At 65.9% G+C, this 16,608-nt stretch carries 17 protein-coding genes and 1 pseudogene; 15 read left to right on the forward strand and 3 right to left on the reverse strand.

The annotated features are described in order from the left end of the window. The first annotated feature begins 59 nt into the window (after nucleotides 1–59). From HSR122_RS09875 to HSR122_RS09885, 3 genes and pseudogenes are all read left to right on the forward strand, one after another. Complete coding sequence (locus HSR122_RS09875) at nucleotides 60–296, forward strand: antitoxin VapB family protein (protein WP_229109539.1); 237 nt, start codon at nucleotides 60–62, stop codon at nucleotides 294–296. After that, on the forward strand, nucleotides 293–694 hold the full coding sequence (locus HSR122_RS09880; RefSeq protein ID WP_229109540.1) for a type II toxin-antitoxin system VapC family toxin: 402 nt from the start codon (nucleotides 293–295) through the stop codon (nucleotides 692–694). Before HSR122_RS09875 ends, HSR122_RS09880 begins: the two co-directional genes overlap by 4 nt. Before the next feature lie 388 nt (nucleotides 695–1,082). Further along, nucleotides 1,083–1,403, forward strand: a pseudogene (locus HSR122_RS09885) (helix-turn-helix domain-containing protein); the annotation flags it as partial. 4 nt (nucleotides 1,404–1,407) lie between these two features. Here the strand turns inward: HSR122_RS09885 and HSR122_RS09890 are convergent. Then, on the reverse strand, nucleotides 1,408–3,645 hold the full coding sequence (locus tag HSR122_RS09890; RefSeq protein WP_229109542.1) for an alpha-amylase family glycosyl hydrolase: 2,238 nt from the start codon (nucleotides 3,643–3,645) through the stop codon (nucleotides 1,408–1,410). Between the two features lie 176 nt (nucleotides 3,646–3,821). Between HSR122_RS09890 and HSR122_RS09895 the strand changes: the two genes are divergently transcribed. The 9 genes from HSR122_RS09895 (at nucleotide 3,822) to mnhG (ending at nucleotide 12,330) form a co-directional block, all read left to right on the forward strand. Then, nucleotides 3,822–4,100 (forward strand): 4a-hydroxytetrahydrobiopterin dehydratase, encoded by a 279-nt coding sequence (locus HSR122_RS09895; protein ID WP_229109543.1) that lies wholly within the window; start codon nucleotides 3,822–3,824, stop codon nucleotides 4,098–4,100. A 174-nt stretch (nucleotides 4,101–4,274) separates the two neighbouring features. Further along, on the forward strand, nucleotides 4,275–5,987 hold the full coding sequence (ilvD, locus tag HSR122_RS09900) for a dihydroxy-acid dehydratase (RefSeq protein ID WP_229109544.1): 1,713 nt from the start codon (nucleotides 4,275–4,277) through the stop codon (nucleotides 5,985–5,987). A gap of 192 nt (nucleotides 5,988–6,179) precedes the next feature. Then, nucleotides 6,180–8,606, forward strand: coding sequence for a hydrogen gas-evolving membrane-bound hydrogenase subunit E (mbhE, locus tag HSR122_RS09905; protein ID WP_394355522.1), 2,427 nt, complete (start codon nucleotides 6,180–6,182; stop codon nucleotides 8,604–8,606). Beyond that, on the forward strand, nucleotides 8,603–9,106 hold the full coding sequence (locus tag HSR122_RS09910; protein ID WP_229109545.1) for an MnhB domain-containing protein: 504 nt from the start codon (nucleotides 8,603–8,605) through the stop codon (nucleotides 9,104–9,106). The genes mbhE and HSR122_RS09910 overlap by 4 nt, the downstream gene beginning before the upstream one ends. Beyond that, entirely contained in the window at nucleotides 9,103–9,501 is a 399-nt protein-coding gene (locus HSR122_RS09915) for a sodium:proton antiporter (RefSeq protein ID WP_229109546.1), read from the forward strand. The genes HSR122_RS09910 and HSR122_RS09915 overlap by 4 nt, the downstream gene beginning before the upstream one ends. Then, a complete protein-coding gene (locus tag HSR122_RS09920) occupies nucleotides 9,494–11,146 on the forward strand; it encodes a complex I subunit 5 family protein (protein WP_229109547.1) in 1,653 nt (550 codons plus the stop codon). Before HSR122_RS09915 ends, HSR122_RS09920 begins: the two co-directional genes overlap by 8 nt. Then, nucleotides 11,143–11,712 (forward strand): Na+/H+ antiporter subunit E, encoded by a 570-nt coding sequence (locus HSR122_RS09925; RefSeq protein ID WP_229109548.1) that lies wholly within the window; start codon nucleotides 11,143–11,145, stop codon nucleotides 11,710–11,712. Before HSR122_RS09920 ends, HSR122_RS09925 begins: the two co-directional genes overlap by 4 nt. After that, nucleotides 11,702–11,992, forward strand: coding sequence for a monovalent cation/H+ antiporter complex subunit F (locus HSR122_RS09930; RefSeq protein WP_229109549.1), 291 nt, complete (start codon nucleotides 11,702–11,704; stop codon nucleotides 11,990–11,992). The genes HSR122_RS09925 and HSR122_RS09930 overlap by 11 nt, the downstream gene beginning before the upstream one ends. 2 nt (nucleotides 11,993–11,994) lie before the next feature. Further along, nucleotides 11,995–12,330 (forward strand): monovalent cation/H(+) antiporter subunit G, encoded by a 336-nt coding sequence (gene mnhG, locus HSR122_RS09935; RefSeq protein WP_229112203.1) that lies wholly within the window; start codon nucleotides 11,995–11,997, stop codon nucleotides 12,328–12,330. A gap of 7 nt (nucleotides 12,331–12,337) precedes the next feature. Here the strand turns inward: mnhG and coaBC are convergent, their stop codons facing one another. Beyond that, nucleotides 12,338–13,489 carry a bifunctional phosphopantothenoylcysteine decarboxylase/phosphopantothenate--cysteine ligase CoaBC gene (gene coaBC / locus HSR122_RS09940; RefSeq protein WP_229109550.1) on the reverse strand — a complete coding sequence of 384 codons (1,152 nt, stop codon included), beginning with the start codon at nucleotides 13,487–13,489 and terminating at the stop codon, nucleotides 12,338–12,340. A gap of 112 nt (nucleotides 13,490–13,601) precedes the next feature. Here coaBC and HSR122_RS09945 point away from each other — a divergent pair, with 112 nt between their 5' ends. From HSR122_RS09945 to HSR122_RS09955, 3 genes are all read left to right on the forward strand, one after another. Then, nucleotides 13,602–13,757: a hypothetical protein gene (locus HSR122_RS09945; RefSeq protein WP_229109551.1), complete on the forward strand. Its 156-nt coding sequence runs from the start codon at nucleotides 13,602–13,604 to the stop codon at nucleotides 13,755–13,757. A gap of 64 nt (nucleotides 13,758–13,821) precedes the next feature. Continuing rightward, a complete protein-coding gene (locus HSR122_RS09950; RefSeq protein WP_229109552.1) occupies nucleotides 13,822–14,349 on the forward strand; it encodes an acyltransferase in 528 nt (175 codons plus the stop codon). Between the two features lie 50 nt (nucleotides 14,350–14,399). Further along, nucleotides 14,400–15,497 carry a site-2 protease family protein gene (locus HSR122_RS09955; RefSeq protein ID WP_229109553.1) on the forward strand — a complete coding sequence of 366 codons (1,098 nt, stop codon included), beginning with the start codon at nucleotides 14,400–14,402 and terminating at the stop codon, nucleotides 15,495–15,497. Nucleotides 15,498–15,511: 14 nt separating this feature from the next. On the opposite strand, the gene pyrF is transcribed toward HSR122_RS09955, so the two are convergent. Beyond that, a complete protein-coding gene (pyrF, locus tag HSR122_RS09960) occupies nucleotides 15,512–16,357 on the reverse strand; it encodes an orotidine-5'-phosphate decarboxylase (protein ID WP_229109554.1) in 846 nt (281 codons plus the stop codon). Nucleotides 16,358–16,608: the final 251 nt, after the last annotated feature.

Genomic DNA, 16,608 nt, shown 5'->3' on the forward strand with positions numbered 1-16,608 from the left:
TCGACCTGTTCGAGTGAGTCGGCGAAACAACTACAGGGACCAATATACAACGTATACGTATGACCACAACCATCCGAGTTTCCGACGACGTCAAAGATCGGCTCGAACGGCTGAAGCGCGACGACGAGACGTTTGACGAGTTGCTCGATCGACTCAGCCGAGATGAAAAGGATATCGAAGCCATCGCTGGCAGTTTCGATCGGCCAGAAGACGAGGGGCTGTCCGAATCCGTCATCCAAACACACGAGGAGCTAAACGAGTCTCTCGAAGATCGAACGGAGCGGTCTGAACAGTGATCGTGCTCGACAGCGACGTTGCGGTGAAATTGCTCCGCGAAGACGATCCGGTGGTGAAATCGCATCTGAGCCAGTACAGCAACGACGCCTGGGCGATCCCGTCGTTGGTCGGCTTCGAGTTCTTCCAGCACTACGAGCGGTTGGATGTCGTTTCTCAGACCCAGCAGCGGCTTCTCAGAGTCTTCGACGAGATCCTTCCATTCACAGACGATGTCGCAGTTGAAGCGTGGCGACTCAACGATCGGCTCCTTTCACAGGATGTTGCACTCGACAAACTCGACCTCCTGAACCTTGCCACCGCCCGCGAAGCCGGCGCGACGTTCGTCACTCACAACAGCAACGACTTCGACAAACCCCCGATCTACCAACTCGTCGATCTCGACGTCATCGTTTCCTGACCTCTGTCCGGTTCTGTGGTCGAAGAACCCCGACAATCCAGACCGAAATTAGCTGAATGCAGGCGCTAAGCCCTCTCCCTCAAGGAGTCGTTCGAGAATCTCCGATTTTCGGACGACACCGCGGTCCGCGCGAGCGGACAAGCAGCGCAGCAGGGAGGGAATACAGCGCCGTCTTCGTTTTTCAGACACCGTGGTTGTTGCAAGCTCACAGGTCTACGTAATGCAAGCATATATTAAGTATCAATCGTATAGTATACATACGGTGAAACGGAAGACAATCACCATCCGAAAAGACCAAGAAGAATGGATTCAGGAGAATCACCTGAACCTCTCCTCGTTCATCCAAGAACAACTGGATGAACGTATCGAAGAACGCGACTTATAGCCCATGAATTACAACTACAGGTATCGCCTCACGCCGACCAAAGCCCAGCGTGAGACGCTGGATTACCACCGCGATACCTGTAGACAGCTTTACAACCACGCCCTGTACCGCTTCAACCAGATTCCCGAAGACGAGGGTACTGTCAAACAGCGTGTCCGCACAATCCGTGACGAAATTCCCGACCTCAAAGACTGGTGGGACGCACTTACCGACGTGTACTCGAAAGTGCTTCAGCCTACCGTCATGCGGATTGCGAAGAATATCAAACGCCTCGGACAGCTCAAAGAGCAGGGCTACAAGGTCGGTGAACTTCGGAGGAAGTCACAAATCAGTTCCCCTGTCCGAACAGCGAGTCAGTCTCGAAGATCGCAAGTGTCTCGACCTCAACAGTGACGGCGTCGGCAGAGGAACCGACAGCCAGATCCTCGCCGGAGAACAGGTCGCGAGTCTCGACAGTCGGGCGGAGCTGGACCCGCCGCGGTTCGGGTGCGAAGTTGACGACGACCACGCGTTTCTCGTCGCCGGCGTCGCGGCCGAACACGAGCACGTCGTCGGTAGCGTCGGTCCGGTGGGCCTCACGCACGAGGTCGGCGGTCGGGCCGAAGACGGGCGAGTCGTGATAGCAGTCGATCAGCGCGTCGACGAACGCGAAGTGCGCCTCGTCGTACTCCTCCCAGTTCATGAACGCCCGCTTGTAGGGGTCTTTCTCGATGTCGTCGAAGCGGTCGTCCCGGTCCGCGAAGGAGCTCTCCCGGCGGGTGCCATACTCGGCGATGAGCCGTTCCTGCCCGTAGTAGAGGAAGGGCACGCCGGGCAGCGTGAACGCGGCCGCCAGCGCGGCGCGCTCGGCCTGGGCGGGGTCCTCGCGGTGGCCCTCGGCCTTGGCTTCCCAGTAGATGCGCGGTTCGTCGTGGTTCTCGGTCGTGTTGAGGATGCGACTGTATGTGGGGAAGCCGTGCTCCGTCCGGGCGTCGATCGCGTCAAGCAGGTCGCTGGGCGGGCGCTCGCCGCGGGCGACCGCGTGGGCGGTGAACATGAACTCGGTCGTGTCGAAGTGCAGGTCGAACTCCGACTCGTCCATCGAGGTGAGATAGGGGATCGACTCGTCGAGCCACATGAACTCGGCGTCCTTCTGTCGGGTGAGCCGGCGGGCCTCCTTCCAGAAGGAGTGGGGGACGCCCCAGGCGATGTCACACCGGAAGGCGTCGACGTACTCAGACCAGAAGTCCACCGCGGCCAGGATGTGCTCACGCAGCGCCACGTTGCCGTAGTTGAGGTTGGGCTGCAGGCGGACGTTGAAGAAACTCGTCTGGGCCGGCGCGGCGTCCTCCTCGGAGGGGGTGGTCTGGCGGTCGAACCAGTCGAAGTACGGCGAGTCGGTGTCCCAGGCCTCGACGTCGGGGAACGCGTAGGGGTCCTCGGGCTGGTCGCCGAGCTCGGCGATCGTGTCCTGCCAGTGGTCGTTGGTCCACCCGCAGTGGTTGACCACGAGGTCGAAACACACCCGGATGTCCGCCTCGTGGCAGGCGTCGACGAACGCCTCGAAGTCCGCCAGCGTGCCGAGGTCGTCGGCGACGTCGAAGTAGTCGGCCGTGCTGTAGCCGTGGGGGCCGCCGGGCGGCGTGTCGATCTCCGGGCTCCAGGCCGGGACGATCGGTGTCAGCCAGACCACGTCGACGCCCAGGTCCGCGAGGTAGTCAACCTTCTCGGTGAGGAACGCGAAGTCGGCCTCACCGGACTCGCCCGCGAACGACCGCGGGAAGATCTCGTACATCACGGCGTCGTCGAGCCACTCCGGGGGCCGGTTGGGGTACTCGATCCCACCGTCGGGCTCGAGGACGATCTCGTCGGTCGCGCCCACCCGAACCCCATCGAAGGGGGCCGCGAACAGGCTGGTCGGTTCGTCGACGGCCTCGACCGGGATCCGAGCGGTCGTCCCCTCGACGGTGACGTCCTCGGCCGAGAGGGCGGCGGCGTCGTGGGGCCGAAACGAGACCGCCAGATCGTCCTCGACGGTGAAGGCGTCGGCGGCGAGTTGCGGGTTCGACTCGACGACGAACGCCCCGGCCTCGGCGTCGAACTCGCCGACGAGTTCGAGGTGGGGCGGACCGCCGATATCGGCTTCCTCGACGCCGCCGACCGCGCCTTCGATGTCGAAGACTTCGATTTCGTCGTCGAGGTCTGGCGTCGGAAACGCCTCGATCGTCAGCTCGTGGGTCCCGTCAGGGGCGTCGAGTTCGAGGCGGTAGACGCCCGGCGTATCGGGCTGGAACTCGACGGTGTTGTGCAGTCCTTCGTCGTACTGGGTCCGGTCGTCGTACGGTGTCGGCGCGTACTCAAGGCCGGCGTCGCTCCCGTCGGGCGTCTCGAGCAGCCGCCACGTGAAGTCGCTTCGATCGGACGGGTCGGGGTCGCGCTCGGGCGTCCCCGCGACCGTCGGTGCGAGGTTGTCCCGGTCGTAGCCGTGAGCCATATCGACGTAGATCGGGTCGACGATCCGCTCGCCGACCTGGACGAACCGCGGCGGCCCGGGATGGTGCGTGTCGGTGTGAGAGTGATCAGTCATGAATGTGCTCCTGTAGGGAAACGAGTCACGCCGATATCCGCGACGCCCGGCGAGAAAAGTGTTCCGTCGCTCGGTTCACCGGCACGGGGCTAGCCACTCCAGCACGGACGGGGACCACGACGGCGCGACCTGCCGCCAGCCGAACCTATTTTCGGCTGGCCACCGACGAGACAGGTATGAGCGACCTGCTCTCGGACGACGAGATCGACCGTCAGCTACCGAACGGATGGGAACGGGACGGCGAGGAGATCACCAGGGCCTTCGAGTTCGACTCGTATCTCCCGGGCGTGGGGTTCGCGTCCGCGGTGGGCGGCCTCGCCGAGGAGGCCTGGCACCACCCCGAGATCACGATCACGTGGGGCGAGGTCGAGGTGCGGCTGACGACTCACGACGCGGGCGGGATCACCGAGAAAGACATCGAGCTCGCCGGACGCTGCAACGAGATTTACGAGTGATCGGACGAGTGAGTCGTCGTCGCCGCTCGATGGCGGTGCCGGCACGACCGAACCCTGTCTCGAGCTAGCGTCATACGTGGAACCGCCACTGGTGTTTTCCGGGTCGGCGTGTACGTCGCACGATAGCGTTGCCACGGGCCGCGAGTTTAAGACCGCCGGCGTGCACACACGTGTATGGACGAACTAGACAAGGACCCGGAACTGCGAAGCTCCGAGGTCACGGAAGGCACGGAACGCGCCCCGCACCGGGCGATGTTCCGAGCGATGGGGTATGACGATCAGGACCTCTCCTCGCCGATGGTCGGGATCGCCAACCCGGCGGCGGACATCACACCCTGTAACGTCCACCTCGATGAAGTCGCCGAGTCGGCCTACGAGGGCATCGACGAATCCGGCGGCATGCCCATCGAGTTCGGGACGATCACCGTCTCCGATGCGATCTCGATGGGGACCGAGGGGATGAAGGCGTCGCTGATATCCAGAGAGATGATCGCCGACTCGGTCGAACTGGTGAGTTTCGCCGAGCGAATGGACGGGCTGGTGACGATCGGCGGTTGTGACAAGAACATGCCGGGGATGATGATGGCCTCGATCCGGACCGATCTCCCTTCAGTGTTCCTCTACGGCGGGTCGATCATGCCCGGCGAGCACGACGGCCGCGAGGTGACGATCCAGAACGTCTTCGAGGGCGTCGGGGCGGTCGCGCAAGGCGAGATGTCCGAGGACGAACTCGACGAGATGGAACGCCACGCCTGTCCCGGAGCCGGCTCCTGTGGCGGGATGTTCACGGCCAACACGATGGCCTCGGTTTCGGAGGCGCTCGGGTTCGCGCCGCTGGGCAGCGCCGCGCCGCCGGCCGAGGAGTGGTCGCGCTACACGGTCGCCCGCGAGAGCGGCGAACTCGCCGTCGAGGTCGTCGAACAGCAACGTCGACCCTCGGATTTCCTCACCGAGGCGAGCTTCGAGAACGCGATCGCGCTGCAGGTCGCCGTCGGCGGCTCGACCAACGCCGTGTTGCATCTGCTGGCGATGGCCGCCGAGGCGGGCGTCGACCTCGACATCGAGGACTTCAACCGGATCAGCGCACGCACGCCCAAGATCGCCGACTTCCAGCCCGGCGGCGAACGGGTCATGAACGACCTCTACGAGGTCGGCGGCGTCCCGGTCGTGCTGCAGGCCCTGCGCGACGCCGACCTGATCGACGGCGATGCCCGGACGGTCACGGGCAACACCATCGGCGAGGAACTGGACGCGATGGAACTGCCGACGATCGGGGAACTCGACGTCGACTACCTCCGGCCGGTCGAGGACCCGTTCCACGAGCGGGGCGCCATCCGGATCCTCTCGGGTAACCTCGCGCCGGACGGCGCGGTCATCAAGATCACCGGCTCCGATCACCTGCACCACGAAGGGCCGGTCAGGGTCTTCGAGGAGGAGTCCGAGGCGATGGAGTACGTCCAGGAAGGCCACGTCGAGGCCGGCGACGCGATTGTCATCCGCAACGAGGGGCCACGCGGCGGGCCCGGCATGCGGGAGATGCTCGGGGTCACCTCGGCGGTCGCCGGCCAGGGCCACGCCGAGGACGTGGCGCTGCTGACCGACGGACGCTTCTCGGGGGCGACTCGCGGGTTCTCGATCGGACACGTCGCGCCGGAGGCGTACGTCGGCGGCCCGATCGCCGCACTCGAGGACGGCGACCTGATCACGATCGACATCGACGACCTCGAGCTGTCGGTCGATCTCAGCGACGACGAGATCGAACGCCGACTCGAGGCGCGCGACGAGCCCGAGCCGAACTACGAGGGCGGGTTCCTCGCGAAGTACCACCGCGACTTCGGCTCCGCGGCGAACGGTGCGGTGACGAACCCGGCAGCCAAGTGGGAGTGATACTGGTGGCTATACGTTCGTAACGATATCTGGCACGACGGCGTGCCAGATCATTTCGAAATGGTATAGCCACCAGTATGAGTCGACGGGCGCGTACCGGTAGCCGCTTTCTCAACAGAGGGTCACCGGTAATACTCCGGCTGTGTTCGCGTTTGAGAAGAGTTAAGTCCGAACTGGAGCGAAAATCTCGACGTGCAACCGAACCAGTGGGTCATGGCGGTTATCGTGGGACTGCCGTTCCTCGCTGCAGCCCTGACGCCGCTCGTCTACCGGCTGCTCGGCGAGCGAACTGCCTACGCGTCTGCGGCGGTTGCGGCTGTCTCGTTCGGTCTCGTCGGCTGGTTTGCGACGACCGGCGCGCGCGGGCTCGTCTCCTGGACGTGGATCGACGCGCCCGGGTTCGAGGTCGCGCTGTCGTTTTACGTCGACGGACTCTCGCTTCTGATCGGCTTTCTGGCCAGCGGGATCGGCGTCCTGATTCTCACCTACTCCGGCGGATACATGCACGAAGAGCCGGGGAAAATGAAGTTCTACGCGACGCTGCTGGCCTTCATGGGGTCGATGCTCGGCGTAGCGTTCGCCGCCGATCTCGTGGTGCTGTTCGTCTTCTGGGAACTGACCAGCATCTCGTCGTTCATTCTGATCGGCCACTACACCGGCGAGTCGTCCTCGCGGTACGCCGCCCGCAAGTCGATGCTGATCACGGTCGCGGGTGGACTGTTCATGTTACTTGGATTTCTGTTCCTTGCCGGCGAGGGAGGGACCTTCCAGTTGCTCGGGACCGATCGGGCGCTGCTCGCGCAGGCCGAATCACTGCGCGAGGGACTCCGTGCGGACGGGCTGTTCGTGCCCGCGCTCGTGTTGATCGGGATCGGTGCCGCCGCCAAATCCGCGCAGGTCCCACTGCATATCTGGCTGCCCAACGCGATGGAAGCGCCCACGCCGGTCTCGGCATTTCTCCACTCGGCGACGATGGTCAAGGCCGGCGTCTACCTCGTCGGACGCTTCCGCCCGCTTCTGGCCTCCGAGGAATGGCAACTGCTGTTCGTGGCGATGGGGCTGGTGACGATGACCGTCGCCGCAATCCTGGCCGTCGGAGCCAGCGATATCAAGGAGTTGCTGGCCTACTCGACGGCGTCGCACCTCGGGTTGATCATCGCCGGGTTCGGCGTCGTCGGAGGCGGTGCGAGCGCCTACGGAGCCGAAACCGGGTCGTTCCACGTTCTCAACCACGCCGCGTTCAAGGCCGCGCTCTTTCTCGTGGCCGGGATCATCGCCCACGAGGCCGGATCGCGCCTGATCGACGACCTCGGCGGGCTGTGGCGTGACCTCCCGATTGCCGCCGGCGTGACGGTCATCGCGGCGCTCGGGATGGCCGGCGTGCCGCCGTTCAACGGCTTTTATTCCAAGGAGTTCCTCTTTGAGGCGACCTACGAACTCGCGCACGCCTCGGGCGGACTGTGGTGGATACTGCCCGCGGTCGCCGTCTTCGGGAGCGTGTTCACGTTCCTGTACTCGATCCGGTTTTTGATGCTGTTCTTCGGTGAGAAACCCGACGCGCTGGGGCACATCCACACGCCGCCGTGGTCGATGCGACTGCCCGCGGTCGCGCTGGCCGTCGTCGCCGGGCTCATCGGACTCGGCGGGATCACCGCGACGGCTGGCGTCCACATCGGCCCGCTCGAGGAGTTCGTCCGGCAGGTCGTCGGCGCGACCGCGATCGATCAGAGTGGCGAGCACGGCGCGCACTTCTCGTATTACCTGCCGACCGAGCCCACCGTGCCGGTACTGATGAGCGCGACGACGATCGGGCTCGGGGTGGTCGCCTATCCGTTCTACGACCAGCTCCGGGACGTCGTCCGTCGGCTGCGCTCGGTTTCGCTCCTCAGCGCGAACTGGTACTACGACTCGGTCGTCGAGGGACTCGATCGCTCGCGCGCGGTCGAGTCGACGATCCAGACGGGGCTGCTTCGGACCTACGCGCTGGTGTTGTTGCTCGCTGTGAGCGTCATGACGCTGCTCGCCTACGCCACAGCGGCCGTCGGACTTCCCGCGTTCGGGAGCGTCGCGAGTCCGATCCCGATGGTGATCGTCCTCGGGGTCGCGGTCGTGGCCGCGTTCGCGGTCACGCGGGCCCCGTCACACATCGCGGGCGTGCTGACGCTCTCGATTCTGGGGTTCATGGTCGCGATCTTCTACATCCTGGGAGACGCGCCGGACCTGGCGCTGACACAGCTACTCATCGAGACGCTGGTGCTGGTGCTCTTTTTGCTCGTCTTGGACAAACTCCCACCGTTCTACGGCGAGGCGCGCCGGTGGGTACTCGCCCGGGACGCGGCCGCGTCGGCGGTCGTCGGCATCACTGTCTTTTTGACCGTCTTGGTGACGACGGCCGCAAGTCCCGCCAGCAGGATCTCGAACTTCTTCCTCGAGCGCGGGGGCGTCCCGGCCGAGCACGGGACGTGGATTCTCGAGTACGGCGGCGGGGCCAACATCGTGAACGTCATTCTCGTCGACTTCCGCGCGTTCGATACGCTGGGCGAGATATCAGTGATCGCGATGGCCGCGCTGTCCGTGATTACGCTGGTCGCGATGCGCGAACGAGGTGACCGACAGTGACAGAGAACGAACCGACAGTCATCGCCCGTACGGTCGTTCGGATCGTCGTGCCCATCATCCTGGTGACGGCAGTCGCGCTGCTGTTGCAGGGACACAACGCCCCCGGTGGCGGGTTCATCGGCGGAGTCCTGACCGTCGTCGCGTTCGCGCTGATCTACATCATCTACGGGCTGGAGTACTTCGAGACGGAACTGCTCCATCGGACGGCACTGCCGCGTGCGCTTCCCGGCGAGCCGGTCGAGGACGATAGCCAGCAGCGTCCCGGCGTGACCAAGGAGTTCAGCGAAGTACTGGCGATCGGTCTGGCGCTGGCCGCCGGGAGCGGAATCGTTGCGATCGCGCTGGGATACCCGTTCCTCAGCCAGGCCGTCGTGTTCGTCACGGGAATCCCGCTGTTTCACGAGATCGAGGTCGCGTCGGCGCTGGCGTTCGACATCGGGGTGTACTTTGTCGTCGTCGGCGGGCTACTGACGGTCATCGCGGTGGTGGGTGCGGAATGATCGGCAGCGCCCTCGCCGCCGGCGGCACCGGTGGGTACGTTCCGGCTCGGGAACCGCAGTTCGTGCTGGCGGTCGTGCTCGGGTTGCTGTTCGCGCTCGGGACGTTCCTGATCCTCCGTCGCGACGTCGTCCGGGTCGTCTGGGGCGTCACGATCCTCAGTCAGGCGGCGAACGTCTACCTCGTGACGATGGGCGGGCTCGCCGGTTCGGTCCCGTTTGTCGGCCACGGCGGCGGGGAAGCGACGGCGACGACGGACCCGCTCGTTCAGGCGCTCGTGCTGACGGCGATCGTCATCGGGTTCGGGACGACCGCGTTCTCGCTGGTGTTGACCTACCGGGTGTACGAAGAGCACGGAACGATCGATCTGAAGGAAATCGGTGATACCAATGAGTGACGTCGTTATCGCGCCGCTTCTGGTCGCACTGGTCACGGCTGTGCTGACGCTCGTCACGCGCGCTCGTCCGGGATTGCAACGGACGCTCAGCCTCGTCGGCGGCGTCGGGTACGTCCTCGCGGTCGGTCGGCTGGTCTGGCAGGTCTTCACGGGTCCGGTACTGACCTATCAGCTGTCCGGCTGGACGGCACCGTACGGGATCACGCTCGTCGCCGACCAGCTCGCGGCGTTCATGCTCGCGATGAGCGCCGTCGTCACGATCGCGGCGCTCGCGTTCTCGACTAACTACATCGGGGCGTTCGGACAGCAGGTCGCCTACCACCCGCTCTTCCACCTCATGGTCGTCGGCGTGACGGGCGCGTTCCTCACGGGTGATATCTTCAACCTCTTCGTGTGGTTCGAGGTGATGCTCATGCCGAGTTACGTGCTCGTGGTCTTCTACAGCGGCCCGGACCACACCCGGGCGGCGCTGCAGTACACGGTCCTGAACCTGATCGGCAGCGCCGTGATGTTGCTGTCCATCGGCGGCATCTACGCCACGACGGGGACGCTCAACATGGCCGACCTGGCCGTCAGACTCGCCAACCCGGACGCGTTCGGGATCACCGTCGAGCCGGTCGTCGGACTCGCGGCGCTGCTGTTTGCAGTGTTCGCGCTCAAGGCCGGGATCGTCCCGTTCCACTTCTGGGTACCCGACGCGTACGAGGCAGCCCCCGCGCCGGTCTCGGCGATGCTGGCCGGCGTCACGAAGAAGGTCGGCGTCTACGCGATCATCCGGCTCCTCTTTACCGTCTTCGGGGCCGCACAGCTGGATCTCGGACCGTTCGGTGACGGCTCGATGTTGCTGTTCTTCGGGCCGATACTGCTCGCGATGGCGATCGCGAGCGCGTTCATCGGCGGGTTCGGTGCCGTCGGCCAGTCGAACCTCGATCGACTGTTAGCGTACTCCTCGATCGCACAGGTCGGGTTCATCGTGCTCCCGCTGGCGATCGTCGCGACGATCCCGCTGGCGGGCGGCGAAACAGTCGCTGTTCTCGGCGGTGACTTTTCGGTCCCGACAGGGACCAGCGCGAACGGGCTCCGAGTCCTCGGAATCGTCGCCGCGTTGCTGTACGCGCTCAACCACGCCGTTGCGAAGTCGCTGCTGTTTCTGGTGAGCGGCACGATCAACGAGACCGTCGGGACGATCGAGACGGACGAACTCGGCGGGCTGGCGCGCGATCGCCCGTTCCTCTCGGGCGCGTTCCTGATCGGCGGTCTGAGCCTCGTCGGGATCCCGCCGCTGATGGGCTTTTTCGGCAAACTGACCGTCTTCGAGACGGCAGCGACCGCGATCGCCACGAACGGAGCCGTCGGTGCGACCGCCGCCGTCGCCGCGCTCGGTGGCGCGATCCTCACGATCGCGTACGTCTCGAAAGTCTGGAACGACGCCTTCTGGGGGGCCCCGAGCACCCCCGTCCTCCGGGCGACGGCCCAGCCGCTCGCGCTGCTTGCGATCGTGATCGGACTCGCGCTCGCCGTGGTCGTCCTCGGGATCGGGCTTGATCCGGTCTACGAGGGAGCACACGGTGCCGCCAGCGCGGCGCTCGACCGCGGGGCATACATCGACGCTGTCGACCCGAGTTACGCGGAGGTGCAAGCATGAAACGCTGGCCGATAGTCGGACTGACGCTGGCCGTCCTGTGGCTGTTCGTCAACGGAGCACCGCTCACGCCGACCGGCATCGTGACGACGCTGCTGGTCGGGTCGCTCGTCGGATTCCCGATCGCGTTCCTCTTCCGGCGGTTCTACACCGCCGAGATGAACGTCCGCGGCGGGCTGATCGCGGCCCCCTTCGGGATCCTGTACGTGCTGCTGTTCGTCCGCGAGTTGCTGGTCGCGAACCTTGACGTCGCCTGGCGCGTGCTGTGGCCGTCGATGCCGATCAAGCCGGACGTCGTCGAGGTGCCGCTGCGCGTCGAGTCAGATTTGGCCGTAACAACGATCGCAAACAGCATCACGCTCACGCCAGGGACGCTCACGATGGATTACGACCGCGATCGAAACACGCTGTACGTCCACGGGATCACGGGTGCGGACAGGGAAGCCGTTCTCGAGCCGATCCGACGGTGGGAGGACTACGCACTGCGGATCTTCGACGAAGAGCGCTCCCCGGGCGATCCCGTCCCCGACCCTGCCGAGGGGCTCGGAGGTGACGACGATGGCGAGTGAACTCCCGGCGGTGCTCGATACGGCAGTGCTGGCCGCGCTCGTGCTCGCCAGCGTGCTCACGCTGCTTGCGAGCTACCGGGTCATCGTCGGCCCGACGACGCCGGACCGGGTCGTCTCGCTTGACACAATCGGGACGAACGTCGTCGCGATCGCGATCCTCTATGCGATCCAGACTGGCGAGGGACTGTTCGTGACCGTGAGTCTCGTCCTCGCGATCATCGGGTTCGTGAGTACGATCGCCGTCGCACGCTTCGTTACGGAAGGTGACATCATCGAATGACCATGCACGTACTTCGCGTTGCTGTCCTAGCCGCGTTGCTCGCGATCGGATCGTTCTTCCTGCTCGTCGGGACAGTCGGGTTGCTCCGGTTGCCCGACGTCTACAACCGAATGCACGCCACGAGCAAGGCGACGACGCTGGGCGCGGCGTCGCTGTTTCTCGCCGGCGCAGTGTACTTCGGTCCGGAGGGCCCTGGGCTGGTGTCGCTGGTCGGGATCGTCTTTCTGTTTCTGACGGCCCCGACGGGCGCACACGTCATCTCTCGGGCCGCCCACAAGATGGGGGTCCCGTTTTACGGTGACGCCGACTGGCCGGACCCGGGACGCGAAGAACAGTAGTACGTCGCTACGTGATGTTCGCCAGCCGATCCGCGACAGCCGCCCCGAGAGTCGCCTTCGAGCCGCTGACTGCCTCGACGTCGTCGTCGACCAGCAGCGCGCGCGTCTCGTCTTCGCCCATCACGGCCGCGTCGTTGGCCACGACGAACGCCAGTCCGACCCGATCGCGCAGCTCGCGTGCCTGCTCGATCATGGCCTCGTCGTCACCGCTCGTCTCGGCCTTGAACCCGACCATCGGCAGGTCCGGGTGCGCCTCCCGAATCGTATCCAGTACCTTCGGCGTCGGCTGGAGGTCAAGCGTCAGCGACGCCTGCCCCGAGCGGAGCTTCTCGTCGGCGGTCTCGACAGTGTAGTCAGCGATTGCCGCCGCCGAGACGAGCGCGTCCGCGCCCGCAGCGGCGTCCTTGACGGCCGCGAGCATCTCTGCCGTGCTCTCGACCGATTCGACGGTCGCGTAGGGGACATCCGGACCGTCCTGCACCAGCGTCACGTCCGCCCCGCGGACGTAGCAGGCTCGCGCGACCGCACGGCCGGTCGCCCCGCTCGCGCGGTTCGAGAGCGTCCGGATCGGGTCGATCGATTCCGTGGTCGCGCCGGCCGTGACGACGACGTGCCGGCCGTCGAGCGGGCGGTCGCCGACGGCGCGGGCGACGCCGGTCGCGATCGCCTCGTCGCTGGCGATCTTGGCCTTGCCCTCCTCGATCCGTGGCTCGACGAAGTGGACACCCCACGACTCGAGCTGTTCGATGGCCTCGAGCACGCCCGGGTGGTCGTACATCGGCTTGTGCATCGCCGGGACGACGACCACCGGCAACCCCGATCCGAGCGCGGTCGTCGCACACGTCGTCACCGGCGTGTCGTCGACGGCGCTGGCCATCTTGCCAACGGTGTTGGCCGTCGCCGGCGAGACCAGGTACACGTCCGCCCAGCCCTCGACGCCGCAGAGATCGACGTGTTCGACGGCCCCGGTGATCTCGGTGACGACGTCGTTCTCGGTCGCGAACTCGACCGACCACGGATGGATGATGTTCGTCGCCTCGGGGGTCATGACGGCCCGCACGTTCGCCCCGCGACGCCTGAGTTCGTGGACGAACTCGACGGTTCTGACGGCCGCGATCGACCCCGTGATCCCGAGCGCGACGTTGATGCCCTCCAGCATACCTCCCGCTTGGCCGGGCGGGGGTTTGAAACCATCTCTCTCGGAACAGGCGAAGCAATCCGTCGGTCGCCGAAAAGCATGCTTGTCTCGAAGTCGATATCCCGCACGCACCATGAGCGACTCCGACAAGACCAGCGAGGCACTGCAACGTGTCCGGGAGACGTTCGAAACGGCGGCAGACGAGGCCGAAGACATGGGCGAGAAGGCCCGAGAGGAAGTCGAAGAGGCGATCGACGAACTGGAAGAGCGAATCGAGAAACTGCGGTAGTCGGGACGCGACATCGCGTTCGCCAACAGTCAGTTCTATAGTCGCGGCATCCGAACCCGCGTCCGTGTCCGACGACACCCGTCACGACCGTCTCTCCAGACAGTCGACGCCCGGCCCTCGGAACTCGCTGATGCACTGGCCGGAGACGCGCCATCCCCTGCGGATCGTCGTCAATTTCGTGATCGTCTGGCTCGTCCGTTACTCCCCGAGCCTGCGGGCGAAAAACTGGCTGCTTCGACGGCTCGGTTCCGACGTGGGAACCGGCGTCGCCTGGGCGCTGACGGCCACCCCCGACGTCTTCTGGCCGGAGTTGATCACCGTCCGCGAGGACGCGATCGTCGGCTACGACGCGACGATCCTCTGTCACGAGTACCTGCAGGACGAGGTCCGGACCGGCGAGGTCGTGGTCGGCGAGCGGGCGATGATCGGTGCCGGTGCGGTCGTCCTCCCCGGCGTCGAGATCGGCGCGGACGCACAGGTCGCGGCCAACTCGTTAGTCGACGCGGACGTGCCGCCCGGCGCGACCGTGGCCGGCGTCCCCGCCGAAGTCGTCTCCGGACCCGACGGGTCCGACCCGGACTCGGGTGCGTGAGCGGTCGCCGGGAAACAGGTATTTGCGGGTCCGGACCGTACGTCCCGCCGATGTCGGATCGCCCCGAGGAGTACCCGCGTCCCGAAGCCCTCTCGCATACCTTCTACGTCTACGAGGTCGATCGCGGCGACGGCGAGATCAGGTACTACGGCGAGCCGCTGACGCCGAAAGCCAGCGTCGTCGACCGGGTCGCGCCGCTGTTTCGCGATCGCGGGTATCGAGTCACGCTGCGCTACGAGACCGGCGAGCACGTCCTCGTCGCCCAGAAACGGTCGGTCGGCGTCGACGGGATCCCCTGGGTCAACGTCGCCCTCTTCGCAGCCACGATCCTGACGACGCTCGTCGCCGGTGCCCAATGGTACGACATCCCGCTGACGGGGAACCCGATCGCGATCGCGGGGGCGTGGCCGTTCACCGTGGCCGTGCTGGGCGTGCTCGGCGTCCACGAGTTCGGCCACTACGCGCTGAGTCGCCGCCACGACGTGCAGGCGACGCTGCCGTACTTCATCCCGCTGCCGAACGTGCTGGGGACGCTCGGGGCGGTCATCCGAATGAAAGACCACCTGCCGAGTCGGACGGCCCTGTTCGACATCGGCGTCGCGGGCCCGCTGGCCGGCCTGGTTGCGACGGTCGCTGTGACGGCGGTCGGCGTCTCGCTGCCCCCGATCGAGGTGGGTTCGGACGCGCTGATCCGGCAGGTCGAACTCGGGTATCCGCCGCTGATCCAGGCGATCGCGTTCGCCCTCGGGGAGCCACTGGTCTACGAGGACCCGTCGCTGATGGTCAACCCCGTCGTGCTCGGCGGGTGGGTCGGGGCGTTCGTGACCTTCCTCAATCTCCTCCCAGTCGGGCAACTCGACGGCGCACACGTCGCGCGAGCGCTGATCGGCGATCGACTCGACCGCCTCCAGATGGCGGTCCCCGCCGTCCTGTTTTCGATCGCCGGCTGGCATCTGGTGTTCGGCGACAGTCGCGCTATCACGCTCTGGATAGTCTGGGGCGTGCTCGCGCTGGTGTTGAGCCGGGTCGGCGGCGCACGTCCGATCGACCAGTCCGGCGTCGACCGCACGCGCAAGGCGATCGGCGTGCTGACGCTCGTGGCCGGACTGCTGTGTTTCACCCCTGCACCGATCGTCTTCGCCGGATGAGGAGGTGCCGGTTCTCACCGGAACTGCTCGAGCCGCGCCGCGAGCTGTCTGGCCGCCTGTCCCGCCGCGCCGAAGTAGGCGTCCGCGTCGCCGCGGGCCTCCTCGCCGGCGAAGATGATCCCTCGCGAGGAGTTGACCAGCCCCACGTCGAGGCCGGACGCCTCCGGGCCGTCCCACTCGACGAGCCCGTGTTCGACGGCGGCCTCGGCGTCGCCGCCCTGCGCGCCGACCCCCGGGACGAGAAACGGGAGATCGGGGACGGCCTCGCGGATAGACTGGAGTTCGTCGAGGTTCGTCGCGCCGACGACCAGCCCGACGTTGTCGTTGTCGTTCCAGAGGTCCGCCAGCGCGGCGACGCGCTCGTACAGCGGCTCGCCGGTGGCCAGTTCGAGGTCCTGCAGGTCCGCACCGCCGGGGTTCGACGTGCGACCGAGGACGAACACGCCGTTGTCCTCGCGCTGGAGGAACGGCTCCAGGGAGTCGCGGCCCAGATACGGGTTGACCGTGATCGCGTCGGCGTCCAGTCCGTCGGGATCGAGCGCGCTCGCGTACTGGCGGGCCGTGTTGCCGATGTCGCCCCGCTTGGCGTCCAGCAGGACGGGCACGCCCTTCCCGTGGGCGTAGGCGATCGTCTCCTCGAGGGCGGCCCAGCCGTCGGGCCCCTCGTAGAAGGCCGCGTTGGGCTTGTAGCAGGCGGCATGCTCGTGGGTCGCGTCGATGATCCGGCGGTTGAACTGAAAGCGCGGCAGGTCGGCGTCGGCGACGGACTCCGGGAGGCGATCGGGATCCGGATCGAGTCCGACGGAGACGACGCTGTCGACTGCGTCGATGCGCTCGGCCAGCCGGTCGAAGAATCGCATACCGGCTACTCGGGCGGACGGTCACTCAAAGATTGCCTTTGGCCGGCCCGGATCGGACTTGCGGACCGCTGCAAGGGCGGTCAGTCGCTGTCTCCGACTTGCCGGCAGCGCCTTTCGCACCACCGTTCGTCAGTACGGTTGCCCCGGTCACAACGGAACGGTCCACCCCGTACGCAAAAGATTCTGACATGCGCCAGACAGTCCGATCTATCTCTGACATGCGCCAGACAGTCCGATCTATCTCTGACATG

It is taken from the genome of Halapricum desulfuricans (assembly GCF_017094525.1).
GTDB classification, from domain to species: Archaea; Halobacteriota; Halobacteria; order Halobacteriales; family Haloarculaceae; genus Halapricum; species Halapricum desulfuricans.

Bases quoted from the DNA above. Each gene is read 5' to 3' on its own strand.
- HSR122_RS09875 (WP_229109539.1), top strand. From the start codon at position 60: ATGACCACAACCATCCGAGTTTCCGACGACGTCAAAGATCGGCTCGAA.
- HSR122_RS09890 (WP_229109542.1), bottom strand. From the start codon at position 3,645: ATGACTGATCACTCTCACACCGACACGCACCATCCCGGGCCGCCGCGG.
- HSR122_RS09895 (WP_229109543.1), top strand. From the start codon at position 3,822: ATGAGCGACCTGCTCTCGGACGACGAGATCGACCGTCAGCTACCGAAC.
- ilvD (WP_229109544.1), top strand. From the start codon at position 4,275: ATGGACGAACTAGACAAGGACCCGGAACTGCGAAGCTCCGAGGTCACG.
- HSR122_RS09915 (WP_229109546.1), top strand. From the start codon at position 9,103: ATGATCGGCAGCGCCCTCGCCGCCGGCGGCACCGGTGGGTACGTTCCG.
- HSR122_RS09920 (WP_229109547.1), top strand. From the start codon at position 9,494: ATGAGTGACGTCGTTATCGCGCCGCTTCTGGTCGCACTGGTCACGGCT.
- HSR122_RS09925 (WP_229109548.1), top strand. From the start codon at position 11,143: ATGAAACGCTGGCCGATAGTCGGACTGACGCTGGCCGTCCTGTGGCTG.
- HSR122_RS09930 (WP_229109549.1), top strand. From the start codon at position 11,702: ATGGCGAGTGAACTCCCGGCGGTGCTCGATACGGCAGTGCTGGCCGCG.
- mnhG (WP_229112203.1), top strand. From the start codon at position 11,995: ATGCACGTACTTCGCGTTGCTGTCCTAGCCGCGTTGCTCGCGATCGGA.
- coaBC (WP_229109550.1), bottom strand. From the start codon at position 13,489: ATGCTGGAGGGCATCAACGTCGCGCTCGGGATCACGGGGTCGATCGCG.
- HSR122_RS09945 (WP_229109551.1), top strand. From the start codon at position 13,602: ATGAGCGACTCCGACAAGACCAGCGAGGCACTGCAACGTGTCCGGGAG.
- HSR122_RS09955 (WP_229109553.1), top strand. From the start codon at position 14,400: ATGTCGGATCGCCCCGAGGAGTACCCGCGTCCCGAAGCCCTCTCGCAT.
- pyrF (WP_229109554.1), bottom strand. From the start codon at position 16,357: ATGCGATTCTTCGACCGGCTGGCCGAGCGCATCGACGCAGTCGACAGC.